14 protein-coding genes and 2 tRNA genes are annotated in these 18,359 nt (G+C 46.3%); 12 read left to right on the plus strand and 4 right to left on the minus strand.

The genetic code is table 11. From position 1 onward, the window contains the following. The first annotated feature begins 78 nt into the window (after nucleotides 1-78). The 10 genes from ST37_RS15885 (at nucleotide 79) to luxS (ending at nucleotide 10,509) form a co-directional block, all read left to right on the plus strand. Nucleotides 79-155 (plus strand) — tRNA-Arg (locus ST37_RS15885). Between the two features lie 40 nt (nucleotides 156-195). Beyond that, nucleotides 196-272: transfer RNA gene (locus tag ST37_RS15890), tRNA-Arg, on the plus strand. Nucleotides 273-638: 366 nt separating this feature from the next. Further along, nucleotides 639-902 (plus strand): oxaloacetate decarboxylase subunit gamma, encoded by a 264-nt coding sequence (locus ST37_RS15895; protein WP_084888161.1) that lies wholly within the window; start codon nucleotides 639-641, stop codon nucleotides 900-902. A 24-nt stretch (nucleotides 903-926) separates the two neighbouring features. Beyond that, nucleotides 927-2,711, plus strand: a complete 1,785-nt coding sequence (gene oadA / locus ST37_RS15900; RefSeq protein WP_084888162.1) for a sodium-extruding oxaloacetate decarboxylase subunit alpha — start codon at nucleotides 927-929, stop codon at nucleotides 2,709-2,711. Between the two features lie 7 nt (nucleotides 2,712-2,718). Next, nucleotides 2,719-3,849 carry a sodium ion-translocating decarboxylase subunit beta gene (locus tag ST37_RS15905; protein ID WP_084888173.1) on the plus strand — a complete coding sequence of 377 codons (1,131 nt, stop codon included), beginning with the start codon at nucleotides 2,719-2,721 and terminating at the stop codon, nucleotides 3,847-3,849. A gap of 111 nt (nucleotides 3,850-3,960) precedes the next feature. Further along, nucleotides 3,961-4,920, plus strand: a complete 960-nt coding sequence (locus ST37_RS15910; RefSeq protein ID WP_084888419.1) for an NADP-dependent oxidoreductase — start codon at nucleotides 3,961-3,963, stop codon at nucleotides 4,918-4,920. Then, nucleotides 4,920-5,369, plus strand: coding sequence for a YqaA family protein (locus ST37_RS15915; protein ID WP_084888175.1), 450 nt, complete (start codon nucleotides 4,920-4,922; stop codon nucleotides 5,367-5,369). The genes ST37_RS15910 and ST37_RS15915 overlap by 1 nt, the downstream gene beginning before the upstream one ends. 9 nt (nucleotides 5,370-5,378) lie before the next feature. Beyond that, a complete protein-coding gene (locus tag ST37_RS15920; RefSeq protein WP_084888177.1) occupies nucleotides 5,379-8,255 on the plus strand; it encodes a pitrilysin family protein in 2,877 nt (958 codons plus the stop codon). A 106-nt stretch (nucleotides 8,256-8,361) separates the two neighbouring features. Beyond that, nucleotides 8,362-9,930: a glutamate--cysteine ligase gene (gshA, locus tag ST37_RS15925; RefSeq protein ID WP_084888421.1), complete on the plus strand. Its 1,569-nt coding sequence runs from the start codon at nucleotides 8,362-8,364 to the stop codon at nucleotides 9,928-9,930. A 63-nt stretch (nucleotides 9,931-9,993) separates the two neighbouring features. Continuing rightward, entirely contained in the window at nucleotides 9,994-10,509 is a 516-nt protein-coding gene (gene luxS, locus ST37_RS15930; protein WP_084888179.1) for an S-ribosylhomocysteine lyase, read from the plus strand. 59 nt (nucleotides 10,510-10,568) lie between these two features. Here luxS and ST37_RS15935 read toward each other — a convergent pair whose 3' ends face one another. Both ST37_RS15935 and ccsA read right to left on the minus strand, forming a co-directional pair. Continuing rightward, nucleotides 10,569-11,834: a CNNM domain-containing protein gene (locus ST37_RS15935; protein WP_084888181.1), complete on the minus strand. Its 1,266-nt coding sequence runs from the start codon at nucleotides 11,832-11,834 to the stop codon at nucleotides 10,569-10,571. 111 nt (nucleotides 11,835-11,945) lie between these two features. Then, complete coding sequence (gene ccsA / locus ST37_RS15940) at nucleotides 11,946-12,740, minus strand: cytochrome c biogenesis protein CcsA (RefSeq protein WP_084888183.1); 795 nt, start codon at nucleotides 12,738-12,740, stop codon at nucleotides 11,946-11,948. Nucleotides 12,741-12,962: 222 nt separating this feature from the next. On the opposite strand from ccsA, the gene ffh reads away from it, so the two are divergent. After that, nucleotides 12,963-14,348: a signal recognition particle protein gene (gene ffh, locus ST37_RS15945; RefSeq protein WP_084888185.1), complete on the plus strand. Its 1,386-nt coding sequence runs from the start codon at nucleotides 12,963-12,965 to the stop codon at nucleotides 14,346-14,348. Nucleotides 14,349-14,421: 73 nt separating this feature from the next. Here the strand turns inward: ffh and focA are convergent, their stop codons facing one another. Then, complete coding sequence (gene focA, locus ST37_RS15950; RefSeq protein WP_084888187.1) at nucleotides 14,422-15,876, minus strand: formate transporter FocA; 1,455 nt, start codon at nucleotides 15,874-15,876, stop codon at nucleotides 14,422-14,424. A 193-nt stretch (nucleotides 15,877-16,069) separates the two neighbouring features. Between focA and ST37_RS15955 the strand changes: the two genes are divergently transcribed. Next, entirely contained in the window at nucleotides 16,070-16,972 is a 903-nt protein-coding gene (locus ST37_RS15955) for a LysR substrate-binding domain-containing protein (RefSeq protein WP_084888189.1), read from the plus strand. 74 nt (nucleotides 16,973-17,046) lie between these two features. Here ST37_RS15955 and nadC read toward each other — a convergent pair whose 3' ends face one another. Next, nucleotides 17,047-17,934 carry a carboxylating nicotinate-nucleotide diphosphorylase gene (gene nadC, locus ST37_RS15960; RefSeq protein WP_084888191.1) on the minus strand — a complete coding sequence of 296 codons (888 nt, stop codon included), beginning with the start codon at nucleotides 17,932-17,934 and terminating at the stop codon, nucleotides 17,047-17,049. Between the last annotated feature and the right edge of the window lie 425 nt (nucleotides 17,935-18,359).

Consider the following 18,359-nt stretch of genomic DNA (forward strand, 5'->3'; position numbering starts at 1 on the left):
AGGCGGTCGAAGGTTCGAATCCTTCCGAGCGCGCCATCTTTTCTTTCAGTAAAAATACATCGATAGACAGAATATTGCGCGCTCGTAGCTCAGCTGGATAGAGTACCTGGCTACGAACCAGGCGGTCGAAGGTTCGAATCCTTCCGAGCGCGCCATCTTCCCTTTTACTAGGCACATCGATACACAGAACATTGCGCGCTCGTAGCTCAGCTGGATAGAGTACCTGGCTACGAACCAGGCGGTCGAAGGTTCGAATCCTTCCGAGCGCGCCATTATTAAGAAACCCCGTAATTACACTGAGTAATACGGGGTTTTTTAACATTTCCGCATCATGTTTATATACATCTCTATTACATCCTCCTGTTTTTTCTGCTTTTTTTGACGTGAGTCGATACTAGATTCGGATTTAGTTGATGGGCCTCATGTTACTTTGCGCTATTTAGTAGTATTTTTTTTAGTCAAAATAGTTAGTTCATAAACTACCTGACGCAATGACCGAGTAAAGTTGTGTTTTTGAAGCTGTTTTCAGAATAGATGACAGATGTTTGACAAGCTTTAAGCAAAAGACATAATCCTAGGTCTGTCGCTGTCTTGCTTGCCAAGCCGCGGAATGTCAGGACGATGAGAAAGGACTCACAATGACAAATATTGGAAGCCAATTAGTGGATGCGGCAACTCTCATGCTTACCGGCATGCTGGTTGTGTTTGTATTCCTCTCCATACTGATTGTATTGGTGCAGCTGCTGTCGAAAATCGCTCCCAAAGAGGAAGTGGTAAGTGCACCCGTAAAACGTAATACCTCCACCAAAGCGAATAATCAAAATAGTTCGGACGTCGATCCGAAAACGGTGGCCGCTATATCTGCAGCTGTACATAAGTACCGTGCAACTTCAGCGAAGTAGAACAATTTAAAAGGAGTTAAGCCCATGTCTAAACCACTTGCTTTAACTGATGTCGTGCTTCGCGATGCTCATCAGTCTTTATTTGCAACCCGCATGCGTATTGAAGACATGCTACCTATTGCAGCCGAACTCGATAAAGTCGGTTACTGGTCTCTCGAAACTTGGGGAGGCGCAACCTTTGACTCTTGCATTCGCTTTTTAGGCGAAGATCCTTGGGAGCGCTTACGCGAGCTCAAAAAAGCAATGCCAAATACACCAATGCAGATGCTATTGCGTGGTCAAAACCTATTAGGTTACCGCCATTATGCTGACGATGTGGTTACAAAATTTGTAGAGCGCGCGCACGGCAACGGTATGGACGTGTTCCGTATTTTTGATGCCATGAATGATGTCCGTAACTTCCAAACGGCAGTAAAAGCCGCAGTAGATGTAGGCGCACATGCGCAAGGGACGTTGTCGTATACCACAAGCCCTGTGCACAACGCTGACACTTGGGTCGATTTGGCTAAACGTTTAGAAGACTTAGGTTGCCACTCGCTGTGTATTAAGGATATGTCTGGTCTGCTACGTCCTTACGAAGCGGAAGAGCTTATTACCCGTATTAAAGCGTCTTGTGATATCCCGCTTGCGTTGCATTGTCATGCGACCACTGGTCTGTCTACGGCAACAGCCGTTAAAGCCGTTGAAGCTGGTATTGATATTCTTGATACTGCAATTTCGTCAATGAGCTGCACGTACGGCCACACGCCAACGGAAACCGTTGTCGCTATGCTGCAAGAGACCGAACGCGACACCAACCTCAAGCTTGACCAAATTGAACCTATTGCGGCTTACTTCCGCGAAGTACGTAAGAAATACGCTAAGTGGGAAGGTGCGCTTAAAGGTGTTGATTCTCGAATCCTTATTGCTCAAGTTCCGGGCGGCATGTTAACTAACATGGAAGGCCAACTTAAAGAGCAAGGCGCGGCGGATCGCATTGATGAAGTGCTTGAAGAGATCCCGCGTGTTCGTGAGGATCTTGGTTTTATTCCACTGGTAACGCCGACGTCTCAAATTGTAGGTACTCAAGCTGTGATCAACGTCTTAACTGGCGAGCGCTATAAGAGCATCACTAAAGAGACTGCAGGGGTACTAAAAGGCGAATACGGTTCGGCTCCGGCGGCTGTGAACGCCGAGTTGCAAGCGAAAGTGCTAGATGGAAAAGAAGCCATTACCTGCCGTCCAGCCGATTTGTTAGACGACGAAATGGATGCATTGACCACTGAGCTGCTAGAAAAATCGAAAGCTGAAGGGATCTCGTTGGCCGAAGACACGGTTGATGATGTTTTGACCTACGCATTGTTCCCTCAAGTAGGCCTTAAGTTCCTTAAAAATCGTCACAACCCAGATGCCTTTGAACCGGCTCCAGGTAAAGAGCCTGTAGTTGAAGCCCCCGTTGCGGCTCCTGCTAAAGGTGGTGTTGAAGCCTATTCCGTTAAAGTCGATGGCCAAGTTTACGATGTTGAAGTTGGACCTCAAGGCCAAGTGACTTCTGTGGCTGCTGCTAAAGGTGCGTCACAAGCCGCGCCTACAGCACCTGTTGCATCGTCAGCGGCATCAGAAGACGTTCCTGCGCCATTAGCCGGTAACATCTTTAAAGTGAATGTACAGACCGGAGAGGAAGTGGAAGAGGGTGATGTACTGCTTATCCTTGAAGCCATGAAGATGGAAACCGAAGTCCGTGCGTCTCGCGGCGGTGTCGTACAAGACTTACACGTTAAAGAAGGTGATGCTGTGAAAGTAGGCTCACCACTATTAAGCTTGGAGTAATTAGGCAATGGAAGGATTACTGACACTTTGGTCAGAGACAGGGATTGCCAACTTTGAGTTTGGTCAGCTGTGTATGATTGCAGTGGGGTGTGGGCTGCTATTTTTGGCAATTCGTAAAGGTTTCGAACCTTTGCTGCTATTGCCAATTGGCTTTGGTGCCATTTTAGCCAATATCCCTAATGCAGGCTTTACAGAGCCTGGTGGTCTGCTGTACTACGTGTACGAAATGGGTATCTCGACAGGTGTATTCCCACTGCTCATTTTTATGGGCGTTGGTGCAATGACTGATTTTGGTGCCTTGATCGCTAACCCCAAAACACTGTGGTTAGGCGCAGCGGCTCAGTTTGGTATTTTCGCCACATTATTTGGCGCAATCTTGCTGAACTTCATACCTGGGATGGAATTTTCGATGCAAGACGCATCGTCAATCGCCATCATAGGTGGTGCCGATGGCCCCACTGCCATATTCTTAGCCAGTAAGTTGTCACCTGATTTGCTCGGAGCTATTGCGGTTGCCGCATACAGCTACATGGCACTGGTTCCTATTATTCAGCCACCTATTATGAAGGCGCTGACTAATCCAGAAGAGCGTAAAATCAAGATGGCTCAGCTGCGTCATGTTGGTAAGTTCGAGAAAATCATGTTCCCGCTTGTGGTGTTGGTGATGACTATCTTGTTCTTACCGTCAGCGACGCCACTGGTCGGTATGTTCTGTTTGGGCAACCTTATGCGTGAAGCCGGCGTAGTTGATCGTCTATCAAAGACTGCGCAAAACGAGTTAATCAACATAGTGACCATCTTCTTGGGGCTAGGTGTTGGTTCTAAACTTCAAGCTGACAAGTTCCTTAACGTTGAAACTTTGGGTATTTTGGGCTTAGGTGCGGTGGCATTCTCTATTGGTACTGCTACGGGTGTTCTTATGGCTAAACTACTGAATAAGTACACCAAAGAAGACATCAACCCACTGATCGGCGCGGCTGGAGTTTCCGCTGTACCGATGGCGGCGCGCGTTGTAAACAAAGTTGGGCTGGAAGCAAACAACCAAAACTTCTTGTTGATGCACGCTATGGGACCTAACGTTGCTGGGGTATTAGGGTCAGCGGTTGCTGCTGGTATCTTGTTGGCAATCGTGGGCTAATACTGACACTACACTGATTGTTGAGTTAGTGTGTTGTATTAAAATGGTTTATAGTCAAAGAGGCGCATTTATGCGCCTCTTTTTTGTTTAGCCAATATGGAGCTCGATGCTATGCCAACCTCTTTTAAAGTCGTCATTCCCCAGTTTGGGCCAGCGGAAACCTTAGAAATTGTTGAAGCGGAACTCGCAGCGCCAGCTGACAATGAGGTGCAGGTTGAAGGTATGTTTGCATCGATTAATCCTATCGATGTGAAAACCCGAGCCGGTCTTGGATGGGCTGCACAAAGCAACAAAGATAATTTACCTTGGACGCCAGGTTACGATCTTGTCGGCAAAGTCTTGGCTGTCGGTGACTCTGTATCAGGTTTTACCATTGGCGATCATGTTGTCGGATTCATCGGGTTTCCTCTTGAAGCGGGCGCTTATGCTCAGCGACTTAATGTGGTGAGCCAAGAGCTTCTAAAAGTGCCTAACTCGATTACATTCGAAGCTGCAGCAGCACTACCATTAGCCGGATTAACGGCGATGCAGGCGGTTCAAAAAGCCTGCATTGAACCAGACCAATCGGTATTGATTCTAGGTGGAGCAGGAGGCGTAGGACATATTGCCGTTCAATTGGCTGTAGCAACAGGTGCCGATGTGTATACAACCTGTGGCGCAACAAATTTAGATTACATGGCAACACTCGGTGCGACCGCGATAAACTATCATGTCGCCCCTGCATCCGAGCAGTTACAGGGGGTTGACGTGCTGATTGATCTGATTGGTGGCGACGTCGCACTTGATGCAATGAAATGCCTAAAGTCAGGCTCGAGAGTCATTACCATACCAACCATCACTGCCGATAAAATTAAGGCTGAAGCTGAAAACATAGGCGTAACCGCTGAAGGCATGCTTGTTGAGCCAAATACAGAACAATTAACCACATTGCTTAATATGGTGGGTGACGGCTCATTAAAAATTGATATTCAGACGGTCTTTCCGATGGCCGATGTCGTCAAGGCGCACCAGCAAGTCGAAACGGGTCATACACGTGGAAAAGTATTACTAGATCTTAGTCTTAGTCACTAGTGGACACGATATTTTCATGGATCGCTGAATGGTTTGCAGGATCTCCATTACTGATACTCTTTTGGACAGGTTTTTTAAGCGCCACGTTATTACCCGGTGGTTCTGAGGCCGCTCTATTGGTTGCGCTTAACCAAGCCTCAGAGCCATTGGTGGCCATTTTACTTGCTGCAACCCTAGGTAATACGCTTGGTGGATTAACCAACTATTGGATTGGATTGTGGCTACCAAATCGAACTAGTCGCCAAAAAAACAGTCAAAAGGCTATACACTATATAGAGCGCTACGGCGTGTTTGCTTTACTTTTTAGCTGGTTGCCGGTTATTGGTGACCCACTTTGCCTTGCTGCAGGGTGGTTACGGCTAAAGTTTATACCCTGTGTGATCGCCATTGCCTTAGGTAAAGCCCTACGGTACGCAACGATGGCCGCACTGTACTATGGGTTTTTTTGAGGGGAAAAGATGCAAAATAATTGGCTAAACAAACTGGCCACAAGTGTGACCATGCTTGGGTTGGGTGCGATCTTGGTCGGATGCAGCAATCCGTCTTCTCAAGCACCTGTTGAACAACAAAAGCTAGGCTACACATTGGTTGAGCAAGCAGAGAAACAACCCAATGCTGCCTCAATTGCCTACTCCAAATATGTTCTCGACAACGGTTTAACTGTCATTTTAACCCCTGATGACTCCGATCCATTGGTGCACGTCGATGTGACTTACCACGTGGGGTCGGCTCGTGAAGAGGTAGGGAAATCAGGTTTTGCTCATTTCTTTGAGCATATGATGTTCCAAGGCTCTAAGCATGTAGGCGATCAAGAACATTTTAAAATCATTACCGAAGCTGGTGGTGATTTAAACGGCACCACCAACCGCGATCGAACAAATTACTACCAAACGGTTCCGTCTAACCAACTGGAAAAAGTGTTGTGGATGGAATCAGACCGAATGGGCTTTCTACTAGAAGCGGTCTCTCAGCGTAAATTTGAAATCCAGCGAGACACTGTTAAGAATGAGCGTGCGCAAAACTATGACAATCGCCCGTACGGCCTCACATGGGAAAAACTGGGCGAAGCGATGTACCCAGAAGGACACCCTTACTCGTGGCAAACCATCGGTTACGTTAAAGACTTAGATCGCGTCGATGTCAATGACCTTAAAGCGTTTTTTCTTCGCTGGTATGGCCCCAATAACGCCGTATTGACTATTGGTGGCGACATTGATGAACAGCAAACGATGGAATGGGTAAGTCAGTATTTTGGATCGATTCCAGAGGGGCCTCCGGTCGAGTCTGCACCAAAACAGCCCGCTGTACTGCCTGAAGACCGATTTGTGACTTTAGAAGATCGTATCCGCCAACCGATGATGGTTATGGGGTGGCCTACCTCTTACCGCGGTGCTGACGATCAACGCTCGCTAGAAGCATTGGCTACAATAGTAGGCAATGGCCGAAACAGTATCTTGTATCAACAGTTGGTGAAAACCCAAAAAGCATTGAGTGCAGCGGCGTACAGTAATTGCTCTGAACTCGCTTGCAACTTCTATGTGGTGGTGATGGTCAATTCTGGCGAAGAAGCTAACCTAGGGCCTATTTATGATCAAGTGTCTGACATTATGGAGAACTTTACCTTAGATCAAGTAGAGCAAAGCCAACTAGACCAAATCGCCGGCTCAGCGAAAGCCAGCGCTATATTCTCGCTGCAAAGTGTGTCGGGGAAAGTCTCTATGCTTGCCTCAAACGAAACGTTTTACGGGCAGCCAGATAGATTGCAATCGAACTTAGCAGCGATTAATGCCGTTGATCAAGCGTCTGTGTATCAAAGCTATCTTACTTACATCAAAGACAAGCCGCGAGTGACGCTAAGCGTAGTGCCTAAAGGAGAAAGTCAGTTGGCGGCCAGGCCGGCCAATTTTGTGACACCGGAACGCACATTACCTGAATACCAAAAGGTGTCGGAAGATCAGCTTGATCTTCGAACCGCGGTGGATGATTTTGATCGCAGCATGATGCCGCAAGCGGGCACCGCTGTTAGCGTAACCTTACCAAAACTGTATCAGTTCCACACCAGCAACGACGTGGAGGTGCTGGGCACCGTTTCAAGTGAAACACCCACAGTGCTGTTCCAATTACGTATGCCTGCAGGTAATCGTTATGCAGCAATTGGAAAAGAAGGTACTGCAGGCTTAACGGCATCAATGATGAGTGAAGGAACTCAATTGCGAGACAGTGAAGAGATACAAGCGCAACTCGATGGGTTGGGGAGTAGTGTGTCGATTCGCTCTGGGGAATACACCACCAGCATCACAGTGTCGAGTTTGAGTGAGCATTTTGAAGAAACCCTAGATGTTGTTGAAGAGGTGCTCTTTAAACCTGCATTTAGTGAATCAGATTTTGCCCGTATCAAACAGCAAGCACTAGAAGGTTTGGTGTATGAACATCAAACACCTTCATGGTTGGCCTCTCAAGCAACTCGGCAAGTGGCGTTTGGCGATTCCTTTTACGCGCGCAGCAGTGACGGTACTAGCGAGTCTGTCGCGTCTTTAACCTTGAATGATGTGAAACAGTTCTATGCACAGCACTACTCACCCCACGGTGCTCAGGTACTGGTTGTCGGTGATATCAGTGAACGGGAGTTAAAGAAACAGCTGCAACGATTTGAACGTTGGGAAGGGGAAACCGCGCCAATTTTACGTCGCAAAACTATCGACCCGCCAACAGGACAATCTATCTATGTGGTCGATAAGCCGCGAGCTCCTCAAACCATTGTAAGGCTAGTGCGAAATGGCATGCCGTTTGACGCTACAGGTGAGCTTTACCTATCGCAATTGGCTAACTTTAATTTGGCGGGTAATTTCAACAGCCGCATAAATCAAAACCTGAGAGAAGACAAAGGTTACACCTATGGTGCCAGCGGCTACTTTGCAAGTAATCGTGAAGTGGGCATTGTAGTGTTTAACGCACAAGTACGAGCTGATTCGACGGTGGACTCGATTAACGAGATGCTGTTAGAGCTAGAGCAATATTCGAGTCAAGGTATGACCGATGAAGAGCTAAACTTTATGCGCATGGCGGTAGGGCAACAAGACGCTCTAAAATATGAGACTCCGGGGCAGAAAGCACAGCTTTTAAGTAGTATACTCACCTACAGCCTTGATTATGATTACTTAAATACAAGAAATCGTATTGCCGCAACCGTCGATAAACAGACGCTCGATGAGATGGCTGCAAAATGGTTTAACCCCGACGACTATCAAATTGTCGTTGTCGGGGATGCAGAATCATTGATCCCACAGCTCAAGGCGTTAAATATTCCGCTACAGCAACTTGAAATTGCACCATAGCGAACATATACAAAGGGGATGGGAAAATCCCCTTTGTTTTTTAGTGCCACACATTTTCGCAGTGGGTGAAGTGGGGATGGCGCATTTAAGGTAAGTGGTTACTGTTTTGACTGATTTTTCAACGCGGCTTCGTCGAGTAGCACGCAACAAGGACGCCTTTTTACACATAGGGCGCGGGGTAGAGCGTGAAACACTTCGCTATCAAGGTGATTGGAGCTTAGCCACTTCGCCACATCCAAAAGCCTTAGGTTCGGCGCTTACGCACCAATGGATCACTACCGATTATTCTGAATCGCTACTGGAATTTATAACGCCTGTTTCGTATGACGTGAATGAGCTTCTAGATCAATTAACCGATATTCACCATTTCACTCAAGCTCAACTGGGTGACGAAAAAATGTGGCCGATGTCGATGCCTTGCTACGTAGGTGCAGAAACCGATATTAATCTGGCGCAGTACGGACAGTCGAATAGCGGCAAAATGAAAACGCTATACCGTGAAGGTCTGCGTAACCGCTACGGCAGTTTGATGCAGATTATCTCGGGTGTGCATTTCAACTTTTCGTTCCCTCAAGCGTTTTGGGACCAACTGTATGGTGAGCAAGACGCGCAGCAAAGGCAAGATTCCCAATCTGACGCATACTTTGGCGTGATCAGAAATTACTACCGTTTTGGATGGTTGATCCCGTTCTTATTTGGTGCGTCTCCAGCAATCTGCTCGTCGTTTTTAAATGGTCGTGAAACCGACTTAGAATTTGAAGATCTAAATGGCACACTCTACTTGCCCAAGGCAACGTCTTTGCGATTAAGCGATCTTGGTTACACCAACAGTGAGCAAAGCTCTTTGAATATTGGCTTTAACTCACTAGACCACTACTTGGACGGATTGAACTCGGCCATTCGTGCGCCTTCTGAGAAATTTGCCAAACTCGGTGTTAAAGTCGATGGTGAGTACAAGCAGTTAAACAGTAATGTCCTGCAAATCGAAAACGAACTGTATGCACCCATCCGTCCTAAACGCGTAGCACGACACGGTGAAAAGCCATCAGAAGCGCTTGGTCGTGAAGGAGTCGAGTATATTGAAGTTCGCTCTCTTGACGTTAACCCTTACAGCTCAATCGGTATCAAAAAAGAACAGATTTTGTTTTTGGATATATTCTTAACTTGGTGTGCACTAAGCGATTCGGCACCTATGGACGATTGCGAGATCCATTGCTGGCGTGAGAACTGGAACTCGGTAATTGAAAAAGGTCGTGAAAAAGGCCTCATGCTGACGATTGGTTGTGAAGGCGAAAAGTTGTCACTTCAAGAGTGGGCCAAACGCATATTTGTTGACTTTAAAGTCATCGCTAATGAGATGGATAACGCCAAAGGAGGTCACTTCTATAAAGAAGCGATCTCTAAATTTGAAACCTGGATAGACGATCCCGAGTTGACCATATCGGGTCAACTGCTTCGCGATATCAAGCTTAGTGGCGGTCAAACGACCGTGGGTTCACTATTGGGTGAAGAGTATGCAAACTCTTATGCTAAACGAGAATTTAGGGTTTATAGTAACTGCACGTTTGAGCATGAACGAAAAGACTCTGAACTCAAACAGAAAAATATTGAAGCGGCGGATGACAAGGACTTTGATACCTTCCTCGCCGACTATTTTGATTACTTAAATCAATAGACTTAATAAACAGATTTGAATCGAAAACGTTGCCCAGAAGGGTAACCTAAAGGAGAGAAAGTCATGCCATTACTGGATAGCTTTACCGTAGATCATACACGCATGGCAGCCCCTGCGGTTCGCGTAGCAAAAACAATGCAGACCCCATCAGGCGATACCATCACTGTGTTCGATCTGCGTTTTACACAACCTAACGAGTCGCTACTCTCAGAGCGTGGAATTCACACTCTTGAGCACTTGTACGCCGGCTTTATGCGAGCGCACCTAAATGGGGACAGTGTTGAGATCATCGACATTTCACCTATGGGTTGTCGTACTGGCTTTTACATGAGTTTGATCGGTACGCCGAGCGAACAACAGGTTGCGGATGCGTGGTTAGCGGCAATGCAGGACGTACTAAAAGTCGAGAGCCAAAACAAGATCCCAGAGCTAAACGAATACCAATGCGGCACTGCAGCTATGCACTCGCTTGAAGAAGCAAAAGCCATTGCAGAGGATATTATTGCAAGGGGTGTAGGCGTGAATCGTAACGACGATTTAGCGCTACCTGACTCTATGCTCAACGAGCTAAAAGTGTAGCGGTCAGTTCGAATCAAAAAAAGGAGCCAAATGGCTCCTTTTTTTATTGGCAGGTTGGTTTAGCCTCGTTGGGGATAGACCTTAACCATCTTGATTTTATTTTCAGCAAACTCAACCACTTCCATAGGGTGGTTGGCAACTTCAATGCTCAAGTGGCTTTCGGGAATGTCTTCGAGGTGCTCAACAATTAATCCATTCAACGTACGGGGACCGTCTGTAGGCAGTGTCCACCCTAGTCCTTTGTTGATGTCGCGAATGTTGGTGCTGCCTTCTATTAGGAAGCTTCCGTCATTTTGAGGGGTGATTTCGTCTGACAAACTCGGGGCGATCGAGGTAGTAAATTCACCCACAATTTCTTCTAAAATGTCTTCTAGCGTGACCAAACCAATGATGTCACCGTATTCGTCGACCACTAAGCCAATACGTTCTTTGTTGCGCTGGAACTTGAGCAATTGAACATTCAGCGGTGTGGCTTCTGGAATAAAGTAGATCTCGTCTGCAGCTCTAAGTAGCGTCTCTTTATTGAACTCGTTTTTCTCGAGCATTAGACGATAAGCCTCACGCAGCCTAAGCATGCCAACCACTTCATCTATTTGATCGCGATAGAGCACCACCCGACCATGCGGAGAGTGGGTCAGCTGGCGAACAATAGATTTCCAATCATCATTGATATCGATGCCGGTGATTTCGTTACGTGGGATCATAATGTCGTTCACCGTAACGTGCTCTAAATCTAAGATAGAAATGAGCATATCTTGGTGGCGACTTGGGATGAGGCTGCCCGCTTCATTCACCACAGTACGAAGCTCTTCCGAGCTTAAGTGCTCTTCAACGGTATGAGCGGTTCCTATACCAATTAAACGCAAGAACCCATTGGTAATGGCATTAACTAAGATCACCAATGGAGACAGCAAACGCATAAGAATGCTGAGTACCACACTACTTGGAAACGCGACACGCTCAGGGTGAAGAGCGGCTAGGGTTTTAGGAGTAACTTCTGCAAAGACCAGCACCACCAAGGTGAGCAAACCCGTAGAAATAGCCACACCGGCATCACCATAGAGGCGCATACCCAAAATGGTGGCGATAGCAGAAGCAAGAATATTAACGAGGTTGTTGCCGATAAGAATGAGGCCAATGAGGCGGTCTGGGCGACCAAGCATCTTTTCAACTCGCTGAGCGCCTTTATGGCCTTGCTTAGAGAGATGCTTCAAACGGTAACGGTTTAGAGACATCATGCCCGTTTCAGAGCCTGAGAAATAACCAGAAATTATGATTAATCCGGCAAGCAAGCCAAACAGAAGCTCGGTGGATATACTATCCAATGCAATGGTCCTTTGTGAGTCGAATTATGAGAGTCGATATGGTTAATTAATGACCTAATCGCTAGGCGCTGTCAATGATCTATTGGGGTTCTTGAGTGGTTATTCAATACGTTAAGTCAATAAAACTTCCCGCACAAATCGACTGCCGAAGTAGCCTAAGGTTAGGAATACTGCGCCAATTAACGTCATCCAAGTGACTTTGTTGCCGCGCCAACCTTGCTTAAAGTGTCCCCAAATCAATACGCTGTAGGTGATCCAAGCAGCGAAAGAGAACACTATTTTATGACCTTTACCTGACGAGAAAATGTCTGGCACAAACAGAAGCCCAGTGACCAGCGTCACCGACAGTAACCCTGTCCCGACCAATATAAGGTTAAACAATTGGCGTTCAACTTTAAGTAGTGGTGGCAGGTTTGGATTAAGGGCTTGAGCATTCTTGTGCTTGAGCTTGTAATCAAGCCACGCCATCTGCAGCGCATAAAGTGCGGCGATTGTTAGCGTAGCATAGGAGAACAGGGCCATAGACACGTGAAAGACAATACCAAATCGTCCTTCTAAGTGGGTGATGTAGTCTACAGGCAACCAAGTCGCTGCAATCAAATTTAGAATGGAGAATCCATACGCAATCGGCAGCAAAAACCAAAGTTTGGTCTTAGGGATTGTTATCGTGAGCGCGCAGGAGATGATAAAACTGACCAACAAGGTCACATTCAATAAGCCTAAGTTTTGCCCTTGGCCTTCAAAAATTAACGACGCGGTCAGTGCACCATGCGCAAGCAGTCCTACACCAGAAAGTGCCAGTGCTTTGGGCATTGGGATACCTTTTTTATGCAACAATCCTGGTAAGATCACCGCCATAGCAAGGCTGTAAGCAACAATGGCTAATATGACTAGTAGTGCGTCCATATACTTTGATGAAAGAGTGTCAATACCCTCATTATACACACAATTTGTCGTGAGTTGATGGCTTTACATACCCCAACTTCTCTCCAATTTTGGCTTTGAGGTTTTATTTTTCAACGATGCCCCCATTTACAACTGAGAGGATGGTCAGGTTAAGCGCTACTTATCATGGTAGTGTTCGGGTATACTTGTGCCAATTTATCGGATTTTAGAGCGAAACTTAGTATGTTTGAAAATTTGTCGGATCGCTTATCCAAATCGCTAAAAAACATTAGCGGCAAAGGTCGACTCACCGAAGACAATATTAAAGAGACCCTGCGCGAAGTGCGCATGGCCCTTTTGGAGGCAGACGTTGCCTTACCGGTTGTACGAGACTTCATCAAGCGCGTTAAAGAAGGTGCGGTGGGTGTAGAAGTACACAAATCACTCACGCCTGGCCAAGAGTTCATTAAGATTGTTCAATCTGAACTTGAAGCTGTAATGGGTGACTCGAACGAAGCACTTGATTTAGCTGCGCAGCCGCCTGCGGTCGTGTTGATGGCCGGCCTACAAGGTGCGGGTAAAACCACCAGTGTCGGTAAACTTGCGAAGCTCTTAACTGAGCGCGACAAGAAAAAAGTATTGGTTGTGTCTGCCGACGTTTATCGCCCAGCGGCGATAAAACAGTTGGAAACTTTGGCTAATGACGTCAATGTTGATTTCTTCCCTTCGTCTGCGGAGCAAAAGCCGCTCGATATCGCTAATGCAGCGATTGATCACGCGAAAAAGAAATTTTACGACGTGTTGTTGGTGGATACCGCGGGTCGCTTAGCCATTGATGAAGAAATGATGGACGAGATCCAGCAGCTTCACAATGCGATAACCCCAGTAGAGACCTTGTTTGTTGTTGATGCAATGACGGGTCAAGATGCGGCAAATACCGCTAAAGCCTTTGGCGATGCACTACCATTAACCGGTGTTATCTTAACCAAGGTCGATGGTGATGCCCGTGGTGGTGCAGCGCTGTCTGTTCGTCATATTACTGGCAAGCCGATTAAGTTTTTGGGTGTCGGTGAAAAGACCGATGCATTAGAAGCTTTCCACCCAGATCGTGTCGCCTCACGTATTCTTGGTATGGGTGACATGTTGTCACTGATTGAAGATCTGCAGCGTAATGTCGATACTCAATCCGCCGAAAAAATGGCTAAGAAGTTCAAAGAGAAAAAAGGCTTCGATTTAGAAGACTTCCGCGAACAACTTGGTCAGATGCAAAACATGGGCGGCATGATGGGCATGATGGATAAGCTCCCGGGTATGGGGAACTTACCAGACAATGTGAAAGATCAGGTCGACGATAAAATGTTTAAGCAGATGGAAGCGATGATCAGTTCCATGACCATGAAAGAGCGTAAACGTCCAGAGATCATTAAAGGATCGCGTAAAAAGCGAATTGCAGCCGGTTCTGGTACTCAGGTTCAGGACGTCAACCGTATGCTGAAGCAGTTCACTCAAATGCAGAAAATGATGAAGAAGATGCAAAAAGGTGGCATGCGCGGCATGATGCGCAACATGCAAGGCATGATGGGTGGCATGGGCGGTATGGGGGGAATGGGCGGTCCATTTGGTCGTTGATCCTTTCTAACGAATAACAAAAAGGGCAAGCATCCTGTGCTTGCCCTCTTTATTGGTGTCGAACTAAGCCCAATTATGCCATTTGTGCATCTTCAACTTCGCTCAGGCTCGCTTGGCTTTCTGTTGCTCCAAACAATGGACGAAGTACACTTTGGATTTCTGTGTGACTTATTGTGCCGATAAATTCACCCTTTTCGATCACTGGAATAATTTTAGGGCGGCTTACTTTGATCGCATGAGCTCGCTCCGATAGAGTCCCCGATACAAAGCGAGTTGCATAACCCATAGAAGATGTCGGGTAAAGCTGCTCTTTATCGATACATAGGTACTCGATGACCGCAGAGATATCTTGGTCAGCATCGACGGTAATGAGTTCGCTGCTCATGACTTGCTCAACCTTTAGCTCGGTTGTTGCGCGGTAGTCTGTACACCACATTTCAACCATAACATCATGAAGTGAGAAAAATCCGACTAGATTGCCTGATTGGTTGATTACCGGGGCGCTAGTTTGGTTATTTTCATTCAACTTATCGATAGCGACTGCTACGCGACTGCCAGCAACAACAGTGATTGGAGCAGGGTTCAGGATTTCTTTAACAGTAACTGACATAGTCATAGTGGCCTCCGAAGGCGAAAGTGATAGTGGAGTAATTTTTGTTGTTGGGGTAGTTGTTAGTGATGGGCGGCGATAAACCACCCAGTTGGTCAATCCGACCAATACCGCACCACCGACAATGTTGCCTAGTGTGACGGGAATAAGGTTAGCGACAATAAAGTGGCTTACATTGAGGTCTGTAAATTGACTCGCTTGCATACCGATGGACTGCCAAAAACTGGCAGGAGCAAATTCTACGATTGCAATGCCCAGTGGAACCATAAACATGTTGGCAATGCTGTGCTCAAAACCACTGCTAACAAAAAGGCTGACAGGTAATAGCACCAGAAGCGATTTTCCAAGTGCCGTTTTAGAACTAAACGTTAACCAAATCGCTAAGCAAACTAAAAGGTTACAAAGCACACCAAGAATAAATGCCTCGGTGAAACTGTGGTGTAGTTTGTGATCAGCGATTGTGAGTGCATTCAGCCCCCACGCGCCATCATGAAGGTTGTAGAGACCGGCACCAAACACCAAAAAGGCAAGTGTAATAGCGCCGACAAAGTTACCGACATAAGCTTTGCCCCAAAGGGAAAGCATTTGTCCCAGGTTTATCTGTTTATTCGCGAGTGATATGGCCGACAGTACTGAGCTTGTAAAAAGTTCCGCTCCGCAAAGTACGACCAGCACAAGCCCTAGGCCAAACGCGATGCCGCCTACAAATCGACTTAATCCCCAAGCTTCACCGCTGCTGCCAGTGGTGACGGTAATGTAAAACAAGAACGCAAGTCCGATAAATGCACCCGCCATCACTGCTAATAGCAATGTTGTGGTTGTCGGCTTTTGCGATTTTCCGAGCGCATACTGCTCGGCTTGTTCCATCATTTGCTTGGGAGTCAAGCAAAGCTCGTTTTGCACTGGTTGTGCGTCCATGACTCCTCCTGTAATGAATTAATAAATAATGAGTAATTTGTTGTTCCGTGTTCTACACCTCGACAACACAATCCAAATTACGGCATTTTTCAGTAGATAAAAAATTGATAGTAATGAATGGACACATCAATAATATTGATAGGACATCGTGATAGAGTTACCCTATTGCTAAAACTCAATGTAGGCGGCATAGATGCGTTATTCGTTAAAACAGTTGGCAGTGTTTGATGCTGTGGCCGAAACCGGCAGCGTAAGCCAGGCGGCTGAAAGGCTGTACTTAACTCAATCGGCGACCAGTATGTCGCTCTCTCAATTAGAAAAGCTCCTAGGGCGACAGCTGTTTGAACGTAATGGCAAACAGATGATGCTCTCCCACTGGGGAAAGTGGCTAAGACCAAAAGCAAAGAAGTTGCTGCAAGACGCTCAACAGATTGAAATGGGCTTTCACGAGCAACATTTATTAAGTGGTGCGGTGCAGTTACACGTTAGCCAGACACCCGCAGAACACTTGGTTCCGGATCTCATCAGTTTAATTGATACCTCCTTTCCTGAGATGCGAATTGACGTAGATGTGAAGAGTACCAAACACGTTATTGAGGACGTGTTGGACTACAAGTGTGACCTTGGGATCATAGAGGGGCGCTGCGATGAGCACCGTTTAGAGCAAGAAGTGTGGTGCCGAGATCATTTAACCGTTGTTGCCTCATCGCACCACCCATTTGCCAACCTAGAAAGGGTCACATTAGCGCAATTGGAACAAGCGAAATGGGTACTTCGAGAGATCGGTTCTGGGACTCGCAAAATTTTTGATAGTACCATTCATCATTTAATTGATGATTTAGATGTGTGGCGCGAGTATGACCATGTTCCAGTGATCCGCAGCTTGGTCGAAAATGGCTCTTACCTTACTTGCTTACCTTGGTTGGATGTAGAGCAGCACATTCAATCGGGACGTTTGGCCACTATCAATGTTCCTGAGCTAAAAATGGAGAGAATGCTCTCTTTTGTTTGGCGACGAGATATGGTGGACAACCCGCTGGTGGATTGTATTAAGCGTGAAGGTTTGAGAATGATGAAGGGTAAAGGTGTTTTGTAATCTTTATCGCCGTCCAATAAAATAGCCGCGCAATTGCGCGGCTATTTTATTTTGATAAGGGCTTTCAATTTTACTTATTGAAATCGCATGGACAGATCCATTGCTTTTAGATGCTTAGTTAATGCACCGACTGAAACGTAATCGACCCCTGTTTGCGCGATATCGCCTAAAGTCCCCAAGGTAACGTTGCCTGAATTTTCTAACACCGCACGACCTTGGTTTATCTCAACAGCCTCTCGCATCATTTGCAGGGTAAAATTATCCAGCATAACGATATCGGCACCTGCATCGATAGCAATGGCCAGCTCTTCTAAAGATTCTGTTTCAATCTCAATAGGTTTACCTGGAGCCAATGCTTTGGCTTTGCTAATGGCTTCAACAATACCACCGCAAGCAATAATGTGATTTTCTTTAATTAAGAATGCATCAAACACACCAATTCGGTGATTATAGCCACCCCCACAGGCTACTGCGTATTTTAGTGCGCTGCGCAAGCCTGGAATGGTTTTGCGGGTATCTAAAAGTTTGCATTTTGTTCCGTCGAGTTCACGCACATACTCGGCGACGGTTGTTGCACACCCAGATAACGTTTGAATGAAGTTCATTGCATTACGCTCACCCGTTAACAATGTGCGCGCAGGGCCGCGTAAGGTACATAAGGTTTGATTTGGTTCGACTTGATCGCCGTCGCTGACGTGCCACTCGATAGACACTTTCCCGCCCAGTTGTTTAAACACTTCATCAGCCCACATTTGTCCACAGAACACACCATGTTCACGAGTGATGATGGTTGCCACACCATATGTCGCTTCATCAATTAGGTTGGCTGTGATATCAACATTAGCGTCTAAAACACCACCCAGATCTTCTCGCAATGTGTCGGTGACCGCTCTTGTCACCTCAGCGGGTAGGGCTTGTTTTAGGTAGTCTAATCGTGCATCGCTATCGTGAGTTTTGATCATTATCGTTCTGGCCAAACAGGGTCATTAATTGAGTTGGGTCAAATTGTACTCCTGTGTAGAAACGGGAGCAAACCCTTTTATTGGTGGAGAAAGCACAATATGACGTCGACATTTCAAGAAAATTACTAGCTTGAGTAATTGCGTAATTCAATCATTTAGGGATGACCACGATTTGGGTGGAAGTTGGCACAATAGTCGTTGCTTAATTTCAAGTCCACTTAGCGAACCTCATGATTTTATTGATCTGTGTCATTGAGGGAATGTATATGCCTCTGGTGAATGGTATGACCAATAGTTTTCCGTTTGATTTGTGTAAGGTTTAAATTTTGTTAAGTCAGACCCCTTTTAATGATGTAAATCAATTTTTGGTAGACAAATTGGTTTTAAACATGGTATTTTTTTCCCGCCCTTTAAATTGGTAATAC

This window comes from Vibrio sp. qd031 (genome assembly GCF_002100145.1).
Lineage (GTDB): Bacteria > Pseudomonadota > Gammaproteobacteria > Enterobacterales > Vibrionaceae > Vibrio.